Source organism: Halomonas sp. ATBC28 (assembly GCF_005937175.1).
In the GTDB taxonomy this organism is placed as follows: Bacteria; Pseudomonadota; Gammaproteobacteria; order Pseudomonadales; family Halomonadaceae; genus Vreelandella; species Vreelandella titanicae.
Map to the genome: position 1 here is coordinate 202,793 of NZ_VCQL01000002.1, position 17,058 is coordinate 219,850.

Annotated in this window: 16 protein-coding genes; 1 reads left to right on the top strand and 15 read right to left on the bottom strand. The window is 55.3% G+C overall.

Annotated features, from left to right (window positions below; translation table 11 throughout):
• Positions 1–8 precede the first annotated feature (8 nt).
• The 14 genes from E0L35_RS02970 to salA form a co-directional block, all read right to left on the bottom strand.
• On the bottom strand, positions 9–1,181 hold the full coding sequence (locus E0L35_RS02970) for an ABC transporter substrate-binding protein (RefSeq protein ID WP_138799540.1): 1,173 nt from the start codon (positions 1,179–1,181) through the stop codon (positions 9–11).
• Between the two features lie 99 nt (positions 1,182–1,280).
• Entirely contained in the window at positions 1,281–1,769 is a 489-nt protein-coding gene (benB, locus tag E0L35_RS02975; protein ID WP_138799541.1) for a benzoate 1,2-dioxygenase small subunit, read from the bottom strand.
• Between the two features lie 33 nt (positions 1,770–1,802).
• Positions 1,803–3,170: a Rieske 2Fe-2S domain-containing protein gene (locus tag E0L35_RS02980; protein ID WP_138799542.1), complete on the bottom strand. Its 1,368-nt coding sequence runs from the start codon at positions 3,168–3,170 to the stop codon at positions 1,803–1,805.
• A gap of 89 nt (positions 3,171–3,259) precedes the next feature.
• Positions 3,260–4,231 carry a catechol 1,2-dioxygenase gene (catA, locus tag E0L35_RS02985; RefSeq protein ID WP_138799543.1) on the bottom strand — a complete coding sequence of 324 codons (972 nt, stop codon included), beginning with the start codon at positions 4,229–4,231 and terminating at the stop codon, positions 3,260–3,262.
• A gap of 526 nt (positions 4,232–4,757) precedes the next feature.
• The gene (locus E0L35_RS02990) at positions 4,758–6,002 is read right to left on the bottom strand and encodes a benzoate/H(+) symporter BenE family transporter (protein ID WP_138799544.1); all 1,245 of its coding nucleotides are present in this window, start codon (positions 6,000–6,002) and stop codon (positions 4,758–4,760) included.
• A 63-nt stretch (positions 6,003–6,065) separates the two neighbouring features.
• On the bottom strand, positions 6,066–6,866 hold the full coding sequence (benD, locus tag E0L35_RS02995) for a benzoate diol dehydrogenase BenD (protein ID WP_138799545.1): 801 nt from the start codon (positions 6,864–6,866) through the stop codon (positions 6,066–6,068).
• Positions 6,863–7,888 (bottom strand): benzoate 1,2-dioxygenase electron transfer component BenC, encoded by a 1,026-nt coding sequence (gene benC / locus E0L35_RS03000; RefSeq protein WP_138799546.1) that lies wholly within the window; start codon positions 7,886–7,888, stop codon positions 6,863–6,865. The genes benD and benC overlap by 4 nt, the downstream gene beginning before the upstream one ends.
• Positions 7,889–7,912: 24 nt before the next feature.
• Positions 7,913–8,401, bottom strand: coding sequence for a benzoate 1,2-dioxygenase small subunit (gene benB / locus E0L35_RS03005; protein ID WP_138799547.1), 489 nt, complete (start codon positions 8,399–8,401; stop codon positions 7,913–7,915).
• A 33-nt stretch (positions 8,402–8,434) separates the two neighbouring features.
• Entirely contained in the window at positions 8,435–9,802 is a 1,368-nt protein-coding gene (locus E0L35_RS03010; protein ID WP_138799542.1) for a Rieske 2Fe-2S domain-containing protein, read from the bottom strand.
• 89 nt (positions 9,803–9,891) lie between these two features.
• Positions 9,892–10,863, bottom strand: coding sequence for a catechol 1,2-dioxygenase (gene catA, locus E0L35_RS03015; RefSeq protein WP_138799548.1), 972 nt, complete (start codon positions 10,861–10,863; stop codon positions 9,892–9,894).
• A gap of 64 nt (positions 10,864–10,927) precedes the next feature.
• Positions 10,928–11,218, bottom strand: a complete 291-nt coding sequence (gene catC / locus E0L35_RS03020) for a muconolactone Delta-isomerase (protein WP_138799549.1) — start codon at positions 11,216–11,218, stop codon at positions 10,928–10,930.
• Between the two features lie 87 nt (positions 11,219–11,305).
• The gene (locus E0L35_RS03025) at positions 11,306–12,424 is read right to left on the bottom strand and encodes a muconate/chloromuconate family cycloisomerase (protein ID WP_138799550.1); all 1,119 of its coding nucleotides are present in this window, start codon (positions 12,422–12,424) and stop codon (positions 11,306–11,308) included.
• 510 nt (positions 12,425–12,934) lie between these two features.
• Positions 12,935–14,107: an ABC transporter substrate-binding protein gene (locus E0L35_RS03030; protein ID WP_138799551.1), complete on the bottom strand. Its 1,173-nt coding sequence runs from the start codon at positions 14,105–14,107 to the stop codon at positions 12,935–12,937.
• Between the two features lie 39 nt (positions 14,108–14,146).
• Positions 14,147–15,490 (bottom strand): salicylate 1-monooxygenase, encoded by a 1,344-nt coding sequence (gene salA / locus E0L35_RS03035; RefSeq protein ID WP_138799552.1) that lies wholly within the window; start codon positions 15,488–15,490, stop codon positions 14,147–14,149.
• 203 nt (positions 15,491–15,693) lie between these two features.
• On the opposite strand from salA, the gene E0L35_RS03040 reads away from it, so the two are divergent.
• The gene (locus E0L35_RS03040; protein WP_138799553.1) at positions 15,694–16,599 is read left to right on the top strand and encodes a LysR family transcriptional regulator; all 906 of its coding nucleotides are present in this window, start codon (positions 15,694–15,696) and stop codon (positions 16,597–16,599) included.
• 13 nt (positions 16,600–16,612) lie between these two features.
• Here E0L35_RS03040 and E0L35_RS03045 read toward each other — a convergent pair whose 3' ends face one another.
• Positions 16,613–17,020, bottom strand: coding sequence for a nuclear transport factor 2 family protein (locus E0L35_RS03045; RefSeq protein WP_138799554.1), 408 nt, complete (start codon positions 17,018–17,020; stop codon positions 16,613–16,615).
• Positions 17,021–17,058 lie beyond the last annotated feature (38 nt).

The following is a 17,058-nucleotide window of genomic DNA, read 5'->3' on the forward strand; positions in this document are numbered from 1 at the left end:
CGATGTGGTTACATCTGACAGGCATCATCGGGTACTTCTAGATTCTCATAAGCCATACGTAAGACTTCGTGCTTACCGTCGCGAATCTCGCGTAGATAAACATTTTGAATGGGGTGGTGGGAGTCTGAGAAGCTCAAGGGCCCCCGTGGACTCGCCAAATGGACGTTGGCCAATACCTCAATCAAGCGCTCCTGATTTGAGGTATCGCCACCCAGTACTGAAAGCGCCTGAACCAGCATCATGCCTGTGTCATAGCCCTGTACCGCGTAGGTATCCGGCAGTTCACCGTAGGCATTTTCGTAGGCTGAAACGAAGGCCTGGTTGGCATCATTTTCGAGGGTTTCGGCGTAGTGCAGCGTGGTCATAACGCCTTCTCCGGCATCGCCCAGGGCCTCTAAATTACCCTCAGTAAGGAAGCCAGAACCATAAAGAGGGATCGACTCTTTGAGCCCTGCTGCAGCGTAATCGGTAACGAAGCTAACACCGCCGCCGCCAGCAAAGAAGGTGTAGACAGCATCCGGCTCAAGACTGGCAATTTGCGTCAAATAACTCTGAAACTCAGTACTGGGAAACGGAACTAAAATCTGCTCGATAATCTCACCGCCCTCAGCGGTAAACGCCTCCTCGAAACCGGCCAGATCCTCTTTGCCGCCCGCGTAGTCCCAGGTAATAGTGACAATCTTACGATGACCTTGCTCATAGGCCACTTTGCCCATGGGGTAGCTGTCTTGCCACATACTGAAGGAAGTGCGGAAGACGTTAGGCATGCACAGCTCATTAGTAGCGGCACCCAGCCCCGCGTTGGGAATGATCGTAATCGCGCCCGTCTGCTTAGCCACGCGCAGCATGCCCATGGCAACGCCGGAGTGTACGGGCCCAATGACGAAGTCAACATCGTCTCCGTTAACTAGACGACTCATGTTCTGAGGTGCTTTGGAAGGGTCAGCCTCTGAATCAAGCTCAACGTACTCCACATCACGACCGCCTAGCTGACCGCCCTCTTGTTCAATGGCAAGCTTTAGGCCGTTAGTAATGGCTTCTCCAAGTGCCGTATAGGTACCTGAGTAAGGGAGCATCAAACCGAGTTTCACCGGATCTTCATTGGCGATGGCACTGCCTGCTGACAGCATGGCAGTAGCGCTTAGAAGCGTGGCAAGAGAGGTCTTTTTAAATGTTTTCATTATATTTTCACCAGGGTTGAGTTGTTGTTGGTGGTTCTTGGGTGGTTATTAGCAAGATGTGTACCGCAGTAAGTGACGTCCCTGTCTTATCTCTATCGATTACACGTGGTATACGTCGATAACCTGATGGATATAGTCGTTATTCAACTGCACGACTTTTCTTGTGATCAGCGGGGTCTCACCCGACACGTCCAGGGTATAAAACGACGTGCCGAAGAAGCTGTCGGTCTTCTTGTAGCGGTGGTTGAGCGTGTGCCAGTTAAACCGCAGCTCTACCGTGTCGCCCTCTTGCGACAGGATCTCCAGGTTGGTTACCTGGTGGGTGGTCCGCGGCTCCGGTGTACTCGCCCCGCTGCGCTCGGTCTTGATCCGGTAGACCCGATCCTCTAACCCTTCACGGTTGGGGTAGTAGATCAGCGAGATTTCGCTGTGTGGGTCTCGGGTCAACTGGTCGTCGTCGTCCCAGGCGGGCATCCAGAACTCGGCGTCCTTACGGTACAGCGTGAGCCACTCGTCCCACTCCCGGTCATCGAGTAGCCGTGCTTCGCGGTACAAAAAAGCTTGGATGTCGTGATAGCTAATGCTCATGGCACTTCTCTCCTCTCTTCTGGCGCTGGGCGCTTAGGCGGTCGCGGTGGCGATAAATTGGCTGCGCTCTTTGTCGATGGCGCGCAGCATTTCGCTGACCCAGTGCTGGTGGTGCAGCACGTAGAGCCCTTCGTCTTCCGGGGAGGCGCCGCTGAGCAGGGGCTTCATGTCGATCGCTTGGGCCGTTTCATCGGCGCCTTCGATCCACTGTTGGGCCCCGCGGGAGAGGTCGTTCCATTCGGCCAGCGCGCCGTTGTAGCCTTCTTGGCAGGCGCGGAACTCTTCGAGGTCGTCGGGGGTGCCCATGCCGGAGACGTTGAAGAAGTCTTCGTATTGACGGATACGCACACGCCGGTCTTCGGCGGCTTCACCTTTGGGCGCGAAGCAGTAGATGGTGACTTCGGTTTTGTCCACGGCGATGGGACGGATCACGCGGATTTGCGTGGAGAACTGATCCATCAGGTAGACGTTGGGGTAAAGGCAGAGGTTGCGGGTCTGGTTGACGATGGAGTCAGCGCGGGCTTCGCCCAGCTGCTCCTGGATCCGCTCTTTGTGCTGATAGACCGGGCGCACTTCCGGGTTAAGCAGCCGGGTCCAGAGCATCATGTGGCCGTTTTCATAAGAGTAGAAGCCGCCTTTGCTCTTCGACCAGCCGTCGGCGTCCACTGCCTTGGTGCCGCCCGCGTCGTAGTTGCGGCGCTCCATGGTGGAGGCGTAGTTCCAGTGTACGGAGCTGACGTGGTAGCCATCGGCGCCGTTTTCGGCCTGCAGCTTCCAGTTGCCGGTGTAGGTGTAGGAGGAGGTGCCACGCAGGATCTCCAGGCCTTCCGGGGCTTGGTCGACGATGTTGTCGATGATCTTGGTGGTTTCGCCCAGGTGTTGTTCGAGCGGTTGAACATCATCGCTCAGGCTGCCAAACAGGAAGCCTTTGTAGTTTTCAAAGCGCGGTAGGCGCTTGAGGTTGTGGGAACCATCCTGTTTGAACTGCTCAGGGTAGGCGCCGTTCTTCTCGTTCTTGGCTTTGAGCAGTTGGCCGTCGTTTTTGAATGTCCAGCCGTGGAACGGGCAGGTGAAGGTGCCTTTGTTGCCGCGCTTGCGGCGGCATAGGGTGGCACCACGGTGGGCGCAGGCGTTAATCAGGCCGTGCAGTTCGCCCTGCTTGTCGCGGGTGATAATCACTGGCTGGCGGCCCATGGTGACGGTCATGTAGTCACCGGGTTCCGCGACCTGGCTCTCGTGGGCCAGGAACAGCCAGTTGCCTTCGAAGATGTGCTTTAGCTCAAGTTCAAAGAAGTCAGGATCGGTGAACATGCTGCGGTGGCAGCGGAAGATGCCGTTATCGGGCTCATCTTGGACAGCGCCGCGCACGCGGGCTTCGAGCTGATCAAGCTGCGTCGTCATGATCTCTCTCCTCGGATTGATGATGTCGCGCTGTTATGTCTTGCGAAGGCGGGCCAAGGGGAAGGCCCGCATTGCTCAAGGCATGAGGGTTATACCTTGGCGGTACCGGCGAGCTGGCTGGCCAGATTCTGGTCGTCTTCTTTAGCCCGCGGGCGGGCGTGACGTACCTGCAGTTCGGCGGCGTCGGTTTGGGCCAGCTCCACATCGAACACCACGTGGGAGAAGGGGCCATCCAGGTCGCGCTTGGCGATCTCGGCCGGGTCGTCAATACGCTCGGCGGGCACCACCAGCTCTTCCCGTGTAGCAAAGGCGAAGTCGTCATAGGTGTAGGGGTCGCCCGCCAGGTTGATCTGTGTGGTCAGGTGCTGATGGCCCGGTGCGGAGACAAAGTAGTGGATATGCGCCGGACGCTCGCCGTGACGGCCCAGGGACTTGAGCACCACATCGGTGGGGGCGCCTTCGGGTACGCCGTAGCCGGAGGGGATAATGCTGCGCGCGGTGTAGCGGCCGTCGCTGTCCGCGTAGATCGTGCGGCGCAGGTTGTACTCGGATTGTGAGGGGTCAAAGAACGAGTAGCCGCCCTGGGAGTTGGCGTGCCAGATCTCGACCTTCGCACCGGCAATCGGGGTGCCATTCACATCGCGCACCTGGCCGGTCAGCCACATGGTCTCGCCCTCGGTCGTGTCATCGTCCATGCGCGCGAAGCCTTCCGCCTCGGGGGCGCCGGCCACGTATAGGGGGCCTTCGATGGTGCGTGGGGTGCCGCCGGTGCGCTTGGCTTCGGCATCGATAGCGTCCTGACGCATATCGAGGAAGTGGTCAAAGCCCAGCCCTGGGGACAACAGGCCGAATTGGGTCTGGCTACCCAGGGCATTGAGCAGGTTAACCGCCGCCCAGTACTCTTCCTCGGTGACATCGAAGTCATCGATCAGCTTGAACAGATCACCAACCAGGCGATGAACGATCTGCTTGGCGCGGTCGTGGCCGCCTGACTGATCAACGCCAGCAACGGCATTTAGGAAATCTTGAACCTCGGGCGTGTCGAATATTTTTACGGTCATGGTGAAACCCTATCGTTGGTTTTATTGTTGTCTTGGAGCCCGGCGATAGCGGTAGTACCTGCTGAAGAGTAAATACGCCTATCAAGGGCCTAAAGACGACAGTTGTTGTTATGTTCGTCACTAATATCGATCATGCTGCGACTTCCAGACCAATATCGTTTGAGTTCCTTCCCATACTTCATAGGTATCTCAGAGAGAGGGGATTTTGAATATTTGTTTCCTAAGTGGAGCCAGTAAAAAAAGCTAACCTTCTATTTTAAAAGTAAAATCGCTAAACATTAATACTAAGCCTGCTAATAATGCCCAGCCAGACTCATCATTAACTTAACCTTTAAACCAATATCGTGGTTTTTGCGTGGCATAACATTCAGCTGACCTGCTCCAAAGGAGGAACAATTAATTTCAACTTGCGACAAAAGGATAAAGGGACAGTTAAACGTAAAATGGGACAAAAAAGACCCGCACTGCAAAAGCAGACACGGGTCAAGGAGGATAACCACTATGAAGTTGCAGGAGTTGTGTGAGATCAGCCGCTCTTTTTGGCTACCTCGCGGGTGAATATGAACTCGAAATCCCTGGTTTCGAAGATGGCCGAAACAATCACGCCCAGAACTAACGCCCAGAACGTGGCGCCAATACCGAGAATCTGAATTCCCGACGCGGCAATTAGAAAGGCAAACAGTGCACCTATTTCATGTTTCTTGCCTGCAAAGGCGATAGCCATTGAGGAGGTGATGACCCGCATAAGTGCCAGCCCGGCGATAATGGCAATAAAGTAGCGCGGCGTAGCCTCCAGTAGGCTGACCACATAGCCGTAGAAAGGCGCGGCAACCACAAAGATAGCCCCAGCAATCACCGCCGCCACCCAACGTTTGTCATGAGCTCCCGCTTCTGGTGAGGCACAGACGCCGGTCATGGGGGCGGCAATACAGGTACTGTGCAGATTGAAAAAAGCAGACACCATGGTTCCGAAACCGCCCACCGCAGTGATTCCATTAGCGGGCACTTCTTTGTAACCCATTCCCTTCACTAGGCCGACACCCGCGGGGGTCTCCATGCCCACCAGGATAATCGCAAGCGGTAAACCATAGGTTAGAAAGGCGCCTAACGTGAATTCGGGAATGATGAACTCGGGAAAACGGATCGTCGCCTCGATACCGGACAAGTCAACCCCGGTTGCCATCAAGTACACAATGCCCGCCAGCATCGCCACAACCAGAGGCGGCACCTTACGTAAGAGGCGTGCAGAGAAGAAAAAAGCCAGGATCATGATAGAGGCTGGCACGATAGCGCTCTCCAACGGCTTAACCATGTTGAGGCCAAAGCTAAGTAGCATACCGCCCACCATGCCCATCACTATCGGCATCGGTATCAAACGCATAACGATACCCATCACTCCGGTCACGCCAGCAACTAGCGTAATAGCCCCCGCAATCAAGCTGGCGCCTAATGCAGCCTCTAGGCCGATTACAGGGATGACCGCTGCAAACATTAATGCACCGGGGATAGAGTTAGCCATTGGCAACGGCAAACGGTAATAGGCCGGCATGAAGAGTCCAAACAGGCCATTGATCATCAAGTAGCTGATCACCCAGATCATGATGAAGGAGGAATCCAGACCCGCAGACGTGCCAGCGCTGATGTGAACGACCCCAACGCTGAGCCCTAAAATTCCCGCCACTAGCCCAGTACTGGCGTTGTCGGCATTGAGGTCGCGCAGGAAATCGCGGGGCGCATGCCTTAGGCTGACGCCTTTCTCAATATGTTTCACGGTCTACTCCAGGGGATTATTGTGCTTAGAGTGATTGCTAGTTTTATCTAGAATTCACTATTGCTAACCAAGGTCACCGCCCGCTACGGGCAATACACTACCGGTGATATAACTGGCCTCTTCGGAAGCAAGGAATAAAATAGGGGCGACCATTTCATCCAATGTTCCATAGCGGCTCATCAAGCAGCTCTGCTTAGTCTGATCGATATGTGCTTGAAACCACGCCTTCTCAGTCTCGTTACTGGGCGTTGGCGTTCCACGCGAAATACGCCGTGGCGGGGCTTCGGTGCCACCGGGTGCCGTGGCGACGACACGAATACCGTGCTCGGCATACTCAAACGCCAGCGACGCAGTCATCGCATTGATACCGCCCTTTGCTGCCGAGTAGGGGATACGGTGAATACCCCGCGTTGCCGCTGAAGAGACATTGACGATGACACCGCTGCCCTGCTCAACCATGGTTGGCAGCGCCGCACGACAGCACCAAAGTGTAGGCATTAGAGAACGATTGATCTCTGCGGCGATTTGCGCCTCGCTAAACTCGGTAAAAGGCTTGAAGTTAATTGCGCCGCCAACGTTATTAACCAGAATATCGATGCGACCAAAGTGAGAGAGCGTCGCCTGCATGACTTGCTCGGCGCCTTCCCATTTTTCCAGGTCGGCTTGTACCGCAAACACTTCGCAGCCCTGCTTGCTTAGCTCAGCAACGATCTCGTGGATATCATCAGCGCGATCTACCAATACCAAGCGCGCACCTTCAACGGCGGCGCGCTCAGCAACCCGCTGCCCAATTCCTTGAGCAGCACCCGTGACCACCATTACTCGATCTTGAAAACGTGGGCCGTCAAAACGTTGATTGCTCATGCGCTCTCCCCCACTTGATTAGGTGTGAATTTCTCATAGTGGAAGCTCTGGGGCTCGATTCCTTCAGCGTCGAAGTACTTCAGCACAGCATCTACCATCGGGGGCGGACCACACAGGTAAACGTCCACATCGCCGTCATGCATTACCTCGGCGTCCATGTGGTGCGTCACGTAACCTTTACGCGAATGCTCGCTAGCCTCGTCGACTACCACTGTGGCGTAGGTGAAGCTAGGAATTTTTTCTACGAAGGCATCTAACGCATCCGTTTTGACTAGGTGGTCATCTTTATTGACGCCGTAAATCATATGAATCGGTGCATCACAGCCCTTTTCGACCAATTGCGCTAACATGGAGAGAAACGGAGCCAACCCAGTACCACCTGCCAGCATTAGCACCGGGCGCTTCACTTCCCTCAGGTAGAAGCTACCTAGCGGGCCAGTCAGCGTAAGCTTTTCACCCACCGCCGCGCGCTCGGTCAGGTAGCCGCTCATTACCCCGTTGGGGATGTTGCGAATTAAGAAGGTGGCGCGCTTATCCCCCGGCAATGAGCTGAAAGAGTAGGAGCGGTGCACCTCAGTACCGGGCACATCAATATGAATATACTGCCCTGGCAAAAAAGCGAGGCCTTCGGCATCATCCAAATCAACGACGAGCTCAATACTATCTTCGGAAAGTTGCTCAACTGCTGCTACCGTGCTCTCAACCTTGCCCACCTGTGTTTTACACAGCGTGGATGCCACTGGCACTTGAATAACGCAATCCGAAGAAGGCACCATCTGGCACGTGAGCACCTGGCCTTCAGCCGCTTCCTCATCGGAAAGCGCATCTTCCAGATACTCGTCACCCATGTCGAATTCGCCCTGTTCGCAGTGGCCTTTGCAGGTGCCACATACGCCGTCAGAGCAGTCCATCGGTAGGTTAACTTTTTGCCGGTAAGCGGCGTCGAGAACGGTTTCCCCCTCTTTACAGCCAATGAACCGGGTAACGCCGTCCTCAAAGTTGAGGGCAATGGTATAACTCATGGTGAATTCTCCTCTCCCCTCAGGTCACACGTGGTAAACGTCGATAACCTGATGGATATAGTCGTTATTCAACTGCACGACTTTTCTTGTGATCAGCGGGCTCTCACCCGACACGTCCAGGGTATAAAACGACGTGCCGAAGAAGCTGTCGGTCTTCTTGTAGCGGTGGTTGAGCGTGTGCCAGTTAAACCGCAGCTCTACCGTGTCGCCCTCTTGCGACAGGATCTCCAGGTTAGTCACCTGGTGGGTGGTGCGCGGTTCCGGCGTGCTCGCCCCGCTGCGCTCGGTCTTGATCCGGTAAACGCGGTCTTCTAACCCTTCACGGTTGGGGTAGTAGATCAGCGATATCTCGCTGTGTGGATCCCGGGTGAGCTGGTCGTCGTCGTCCCAGGCGGGCATCCAGAACTCGGCGTCCTTACGGTACAGCGTGAGCCACTCGTCCCACTCCCGGTCATCGAGTAGCCGTGCTTCACGGTACAAAAAAGCTTGGATGTCGTGATAGCTAATGCTCATGGCACTTCTCTCCTCTCTTCTGGCGCTGGGCGCTTAGGCGGTCGCGGTGGCGATAAATTGGCTGCGCTCTTTGTCGATGGCGCGCAGCATTTCGCTGACCCAGTGCTGGTGGTGCAGCACGTAGAGCCCTTCGTCTTCCGGGGAGGCGCCGCTGAGCAGGGGCTTCATGTCGATCGCTTGGGCCGTTTCATCGGCGCCTTCGATCCACTGTTGGGCCCCGCGGGAGAGGTCGTTCCATTCGGCCAGCGCGCCGTTGTAGCCTTCTTGGCAGGCGCGGAACTCTTCGAGGTCGTCGGGGGTGCCCATGCCGGAGACGTTGAAGAAGTCTTCGTATTGACGGATACGCACACGCCGGTCTTCGGCGGCTTCACCTTTGGGCGCGAAGCAGTAGATGGTGACTTCGGTTTTGTCCACGGCGATGGGACGGATCACGCGGATTTGCGTGGAGAACTGATCCATCAGGTAGACGTTGGGGTAAAGGCAGAGGTTGCGGGTCTGGTTGACGATGGAGTCAGCGCGGGCTTCGCCCAGCTGCTCCTGGATCCGCTCTTTGTGCTGATAGACCGGGCGCACTTCCGGGTTAAGCAGCCGGGTCCAGAGCATCATGTGGCCGTTTTCATAAGAGTAGAAGCCGCCTTTGCTCTTCGACCAGCCGTCGGCGTCCACTGCCTTGGTGCCGCCCGCGTCGTAGTTGCGGCGCTCCATGGTGGAGGCGTAGTTCCAGTGTACGGAGCTGACGTGGTAGCCATCGGCGCCGTTTTCGGCCTGCAGCTTCCAGTTGCCGGTGTAGGTGTAGGAGGAGGTGCCACGCAGGATCTCCAGGCCTTCCGGGGCTTGGTCGACGATGTTGTCGATGATCTTGGTGGTTTCGCCCAGGTGTTGTTCGAGCGGTTGAACATCATCGCTCAGGCTGCCAAACAGGAAGCCTTTGTAGTTTTCAAAGCGCGGTAGGCGCTTGAGGTTGTGGGAACCATCCTGTTTGAACTGCTCAGGGTAGGCGCCGTTCTTCTCGTTCTTGGCTTTGAGCAGTTGGCCGTCGTTTTTGAATGTCCAGCCGTGGAACGGGCAGGTGAAGGTGCCTTTGTTGCCGCGCTTGCGGCGGCATAGGGTGGCACCACGGTGGGCGCAGGCGTTAATCAGGCCGTGCAGTTCGCCCTGCTTGTCGCGGGTGATAATCACTGGCTGGCGGCCCATGGTGACGGTCATGTAGTCACCGGGTTCCGCGACCTGGCTCTCGTGGGCCAGGAACAGCCAGTTGCCTTCGAAGATGTGCTTTAGCTCAAGTTCAAAGAAGTCAGGATCGGTGAACATGCTGCGGTGGCAGCGGAAGATGCCGTTATCGGGCTCATCTTGGACAGCGCCGCGCACGCGGGCTTCGAGCTGATCAAGCTGCGTCGTCATGATCTCTCTCCTCGTATTGATGATGTCGCGCTGTTATGTCTTGCGAAGGCGGGCCAAGGGGAAGGCCCGCATTGCTCAAGGCATGAGGGTTATACCTTGGCGGTACCGGCGAGCTGGCTGGCCAGATCCTGGTCGTCTTCTTTAGCCCGCGGGCGGGCGTGACGTACCTGCAGTTCGGCGGCGTCGGTTTGGGCCAGCTCCACATCGAACACCACGTGGGAGAAGGGGCCATCCAGGTCGCGCTTGGCGATCTCGGCCGGGTCGTCAATACGCTCGGCGGGCACCACCAGCTCTTCCCGTGTAGCAAAGGCGAAGTCGTCATAGGTGTAGGGGTCGCCCGCCAGGTTGATCTGTGTGGTCAGGTGCTGATGGCCCGGTGCGGAGACAAAGTAGTGGATATGCGCCGGACGCTCGCCGTGACGGCCCAGGGACTTGAGCACCACATCGGTGGGGGCGCCTTCGGGTACGCCGTAGCCGGAGGGGATAATGCTGCGCGCGGTGTAGCGGCCGTCGCTGTCCGCGTAGATCGTGCGGCGCAGGTTGTACTCGGATTGTGAGGGGTCAAAGAACGAGTAGCCGCCCTGGGAGTTGGCGTGCCAGATCTCGACCTTCGCACCGGCAATCGGGGTGCCATTCACATCGCGCACCTGGCCGGTCAGCCACATGGTCTCGCCCTCGGTCGTGTCATCGTCCATGCGCGCGAAGCCTTCCGCCTCGGGGGCGCCGGCCACGTATAGGGGGCCTTCGATGGTGCGTGGGGTGCCGCCGGTGCGCTTGGCTTCGGCATCGATAGCGTCCTGACGCATATCGAGGAAGTGGTCAAAGCCCAGCCCTGGGGACAACAGGCCGAATTGGGTCTGGCTACCCAGGGCATTGAGCAGGTTAACCGCCGCCCAGTACTCTTCCTCGGTGACATCGAAGTCATCGATCAGCTTGAACAGATCACCAACCAGGCGATGAACGATCTGCTTGGCGCGGTCGTGGCCGCCTGACTGATCAACGCCAGCAACGGCATTTAGGAAATCTTGCACTTCGGGTGTATCGAATATCTTCACGGTCATGATGAAAACCTCTATTTTTATAGGCTTTTGTTTTATAAAAAGAACTGGCGCGTTCTATCGATAATTAACTGTCGTCGTCGCGCACTGAAGAGGGGTGACGGCACAGCGGTTTGACACTGATCTCCATATAGGGGAATAGCGGCAGGTTACTGACGAGTTCCTGCAGCTCAGCGTTGTCTTCCACGTCAAAAATACTGATGTTTGAGTAGCTACCCGCTACCCGCCACAAATGACGCCATTTACCCTGACGCTGTAGGTCTTGGGAATACGCCTTTTCCGTTGCCTTGATCTTGGCAGCCTGCTCGGCTGGCATGTCGGGCGGCAACTTAACGGTCATCTCAACTTGAAACAGCATATGGCTCTCCTCTTTTCATCGCGGGCGATCTAAACGATGGCTTTATTTGCCGTGGCGTTACTTTAGTGACGTTTACGTGCGTGACTGTTACTTACGTGAGTAGTGCGCCAACTTATCTTCATCCAGGGTGATGCCGAGGCCGGCCCCTTGCGGTAACTCCACTCCAAACTCGGTGTAGTTGAGAGGGGTAACGACGATGTCGTCTTGCAACAGCAGCGGGCCGAACATTTCCGTGCCCCAAGCCATTGTTGGCAGCGTTGCCCAGGCGTGTAGAGAGGCAGCCGTACCGATAGTGCCTTCCAGCAGGGTGCCGCCATATAAGCCAATGCCAGCCGCTTGGGCGACGTGAGCCAGCTCAAGTACCCCGTAAATACCGCCGGATTTGGCGATCTTTAGCGCAAAGGCACCACTGAAGCCGCCGCACACTAGATCAAGCCCGTCGCGGGCATCTTGCACCGCCTCATCGGCGAGCATCGGCACATTGAAGCGGTTAGCCAAGCGAACTAGGCCGGCATGTTCACGAGCGCTAATGGGCTGCTCAATTAACTCGATGCCAGCATCCTGTAGCACCTGAATACCGCGAACGGCGGTGGATTCATCCCACGCCTGATTAACATCAACTCGCACACTTGCTCGATCACCCAGCGCTTCCTTGATCGCCGCCACATGGCGCACGTCCTGATCCACCGGGTTAGCACCAATTTTTAACTTGAAGTCGCAGTGGCGACGCTGTTCTAAACGCAGCATGGCCTCATCAATATCTTTGGCGGTATCACCGCTGGCTAGCGTCCACAGCACGGGCAAGTGATCCTGACGTACGCCGCCCAGCAGCTCGGCGACGCTCAATCCCAAGCGTTTGCCCTGAGCATCCAACAGAGCTGTTTCTAATGCAGATTTGGCAATCATATTGCCGCGAGCATGGCGGTTAAGCCGAGCACGCAACTGGTGGACATTGTTGGAGGGCTGGCCGACCAGCAGTGGAGCTAGATAAGTATCAATATTGCGCTTAATGCTCTCTGGGCTTTCTGGGCCGTAGGCCAGGCCGCCAATGGTAGTGCCTTCGCCAAGCCCTTCGATACCGTCGGAGTGGCGCATGCGCACAATGACCATGGTTTGGCAGGCCATGGTGGTCATGGAGAGTTTGTGAGGACGGATGGTCGGTAGGTCGACCAGCAACGTCTCAATATGTTGGATGACGGTTGACATGCAGGCTCCAGCGTCTGGCAATCGTTGACTTGATGTCAGTTTGATTGCGTGAGGAAGAGGGAACCAATATTGTTTAGGTGCTTAGCCATACCGAGGAGGTATCAACAAAGGGAGATGACTGCCTGTTTTTTTAACGGGCAACTATTTTTATTAAACCACCTCTACCTTTGCTCAGCTTCTTCAGCCCTATTCACCTTCTTTAATTTCCTTTACTAATCAATAGATTGATAAATACGGTGGCATTTTAAAGGCGGTTTACACATAAATGAGCGACGTAATGATGGGTAAGGCATAGCGACACGGTGAGTAGATAATATCTGCGACTAACTATTAACGTGATGGCACACTTTCCATACGCCAAAGCCAGCTGAGTGGTGTTTCTTTTACGACAAAAGAATAAGACACATCATTGAGACATGAGGTGTAAAGGACAGGAAGGCAGCACGACGCTAATCACACGATTTAGTCGTACTGCCAACAATAATAAGCGCTAACTCTCTAAAAACTCACTTACATCTGGCAATCAGCATCGGGTGACTCGAGTAGCTCATGCGCTACCGATAATACTTCGTGCCGACCATCGCGGATCTCACGCAGGTAGATATTTTGTATCGGGTGGTGGGACTTGGAGAAGCGCAATGATCCACGTGGGCTCTGCAGCTCAACGGCAGCGAGTGCGTCAATGAGTGCATCGCGGTCAGTGGAATCACCTTCTACTGCATCAAGCGCTTGTATGAGCATGGCACCAGTGTCATAACCATGCACGGCATAAGCATCAGGCATCTCACCGTAAGCCTCTTGATAAGCAGCTACGAAGCTCTGATTTTCTTCACTCTCCAGCGTTTCAGCGTAGTGTAGCGTCGTTAACACCCCCTCGCCCGCGCCCCCTAATGCTGCCAAATTACCTTCGGTCATAAAGCCAGAGCCCAACAGGGGAATATTTTCCTTAAGTCCGGCTGCAGCGTAGTCACGCACAAAGCTGACACCCCCTCCACCCGCGAAGAACGTATAAACCGCGTCGGGATTGAGGCTGGCTATTTGCGTCAAATAACTTTGAAACTCAGTACTGGGAAAAGGAACCAGAATTTGCTCAATAATCTCACCACCGGCTTCCGTAAACGCCTCCTCAAAAGCAGCAATATCCTCTTTACCACCGGCATAATCCCAGGTAATCGTTACCATCTCACGGTGGCCGCGATCATAGGCTACTTTCCCCATAGGGTAACTGTCCTGCCACATGTTATGTGAAGTACGAAATACATTGGGCATGCAAAGTTCGTTCGTTGCTGCCCCCAAACCAGCATTGGGAATAATGGTAATAGCGCCGGTTTGCTTGGCCACGCGGAGCATCCCCATGGCCACACCTGAGTGGACAGGGCCAATAACAACGTCGACCTCGTCACTGTTCACTAATCGGCTCATATTCTGGGGGGCCTTGGAGGGATTGGCCTCGGAATCAAGCTGGACATACTCGACTTCACGTCCTCCAAGCTGTCCACTATTCTGCTCAATAGCGAGTTTCAAACCATTGGTAATAGCCTCGCCCAGTGCCGTGTAGGTACCCGTATAGGGCAACATTAAACCTAGCTTTACAGGCTCGCCATCTTCAGCCATCGCAAGTTGCCCTGCCAGCAAAAAGCCTGCCCCAAGTAACGACGTCAGTGTTGTATTATTTGTTTTCATCGTTGCACTCTTTGTTGTAGTTCGTCTTTATAAAAGAAGTTATTGCTTTAAATGGATAGTTTTTGGTTCACCCCCCCAGTTCTCGCTTGTTTCAAACTGCAAGCTATTTTTAGCGGCAATCACATCGTCGTGTGGGTCATGATTCCACAGCCACTCGAAGCGACTCTCAAGATTGTTAATTAGCTCGGCTTCGTCGTCGCCGATGCCCTCTCCTGCATATTCGTAGACATCGCCCGCCTCATGGGAGGTACGCTGCACTTTGCAGGTACGGCTATGGCGTACTTGTTCAAAGGCAGACAACACAGTGCTCACGTTGTGGCTACGGCAACTGGCATCCGCCAGCAGAGTCGCCAGCACATAGGCGTCCTCCAGCGCCTGACCGGCCCCCGCCCCCTGGTGAGGCACTAACGCATGGGCGGCGTCGCCAACGATCAGTACGCGGTCGCGCTGGTAGCGGGCAAGCTCAGGTAACTCATGCAGCGCCCAGCGCGTTGGCTCAGGAATGCATTCAAGAATGGCTTGGCAAGCCGGACTCCAACCTTCAAATACTTCTAGCATTTCCTCCTGGCTGACGGCTTGAACCCACTCTTCGCCTTCGGGCAGTTTAGGGTTCGGTATCGAACGATCCGTAATGAAGGCCACGACGTTAACGAGTTGGGACTGCTTAACCGGGAAGGTCAAAATATGGCGATCTTTGCCAAGATACATCTGGGGGACTAGCGCTAACCGTTTCTCGCTGCCTTTAGCCTCTAATGCAGCCTCAAGCTGGCCGGTGGGGATCATGCCGCGATAAGCGTAGGTTCCACTCCAAAACGGGGTAATTTCACCATACTGCTCCGGGGGCAGCACATGAGAGCGCACCGCAGACCTAATACCGTCAAAGCCGATGATCACATCGCCAGTAAAGTGAGTGCCATCGTCGAAGCTGGCGGTGGCGCTATCGGCTTCTTGCTTAACGCCTATACAGCGTTTGCCAAAGTGGGCGATGCCCTCAGGCAGATTGGCGACAATGGCATCCAGAAAATCGGCACGATGCACCGAGGATTGGCCAACACCTGGCGCTAAGCTGGCGGTTAAGTAAGTGTCATCGCTACCACGCCGCCATTCAAACCAAACATCCTCAAAGGGCGCTGGTGAGGAATCGGCAATACGCTGATAAGCGTTTTCCAACCCCAATAGCTGAATGGCTTTTACCGCATTGGGGCCAAAGGAGACACCCGCACCAATCTCGGAGAACTGGGGAGCAGCTTCGAAAAGCTGTACATCAAGGTGGCTATCTCGAGATAGCGCGACGGCGAAGGCCACGCCCCCAATACCACCACCGACGATGCCAATCGAAAGACGTTTTGGCTGTGTATTTGCTACTGTGCTGTTAGCTACCATGATTTAACTCTGCTCAGGGGCTTATCGTTATATGTTGAGCGCTATGCTCTCCCCCTAACGCTATTCGGAAGCCTCAACTGCCACCACACAGCTTCTTTCATTCAGACTATAAACGGCGCTAATAACAAGATGAATCAACCAGTTAAAAACCTCTCTGACGGCTACATTCGACTATTGTGGAATACATTGCGAGGCGTAAGGTGATGGAGAAACTTGCCAACATTGACCTGAATCTGCTGGTTGTTTTTGACTTGTTGTACCAAGAACAAAATACACAACGGGTGGCGCTGCGCTTGGGTATCACCCAACCGGCGGTGAGCCATGCACTGAAGCGTTTACGCCACTTGCTGGAGGACGAACTTTTCGAGCGCACATCGCAAGGCCTGCAACCTACGCCCCGTGCCAGTCGACTTCACCCCGGTATTGCGGATGCGTTGGCACGCATGAACGACACGCTGAGCCTATGCGACGATTTCAACCCCGCGAAGAGTGAGCGCACTTTCCATATCAACATGACCGATATCGGTGAAATAGTATTTCTGCCACGCTTGCTGCAACATCTTTCACGCCATGCGCCGGGGGTTTCACTCAATACCGTGCGCAGCCACCATAATGACCTGAAAAACGAGATGGAGGAGGGAGAGATAGATTTGGCAGTTGGTCTGATCCCGCAACTAGGGGCAGGCTTCTACCAGCAGCGACTGTTTGTACAACGCTACGTTTGCTTAATGCGCGAGCATCACCCCCTCGCTGCGGAGGAGTTTAGCCTTGAGGCGTTTCGCGCAGCGCATCACGCTGTGGTGGTTGCTCGGGGCACGGGGCATGGCATTATCGAAGAGCAGCTTGCGCACGCTGGGGTTGTGCGCCCAGTTCGGTTAACACTGCCGCATTTCGCAGCTGTTCCCTATATCGTCAGCAGCAGCGATCTAGTGGTGACGGTCACCGATAAATTAGCCGAGGCAACGCGAACACGTTTCGGGTTAGCCATTCGTGAGCACCCCCTAACGTTCCCAGAAATCCCGATTAATCTTTTCTGGCACCGTCGCTTTCATCAAGACCCAGGCAACCGCTGGCTGCGTGGGCTGATGTTTTCTCTGTTCTCTGAATAGGGGTCATTAACGCCTAGGAGCTCGGCTTCGCCCAAGCGGCGCGGGTGCTATGGGCTGCCGTTTTATTGGTAATTTTCCAGATGCCGTCAACCTTTACCAAGGCAATCACATCGACCCAGGAATCCGCCAGGTTGTCGCTATTATCAAAGCCTAGCAATACGCTGGCGACCTCTCCCGCCTGGGTGACAGCAATAAAGCGGCTCGTCACTTTACGGTGGCTAGCCGCCCAGCGCTCGAAACGGTCGCTGATTAGGTCGGTTGCCAACTTACCATCAGCATCCACAGCAAAAATCCACGCGTCCTTATGAAACGCCTCCTCCAGCTTTTCTCGACCGCCTTGAAAGCCATCGACATATAGCTGCACAACGCGTTTGATCTCGTCGATCTCAGGTGCATCACCTACGACAGTAACATTGGTCATCTCTCTACTCCTGCGGTTTTATTGCCGGTTTTGTCGTG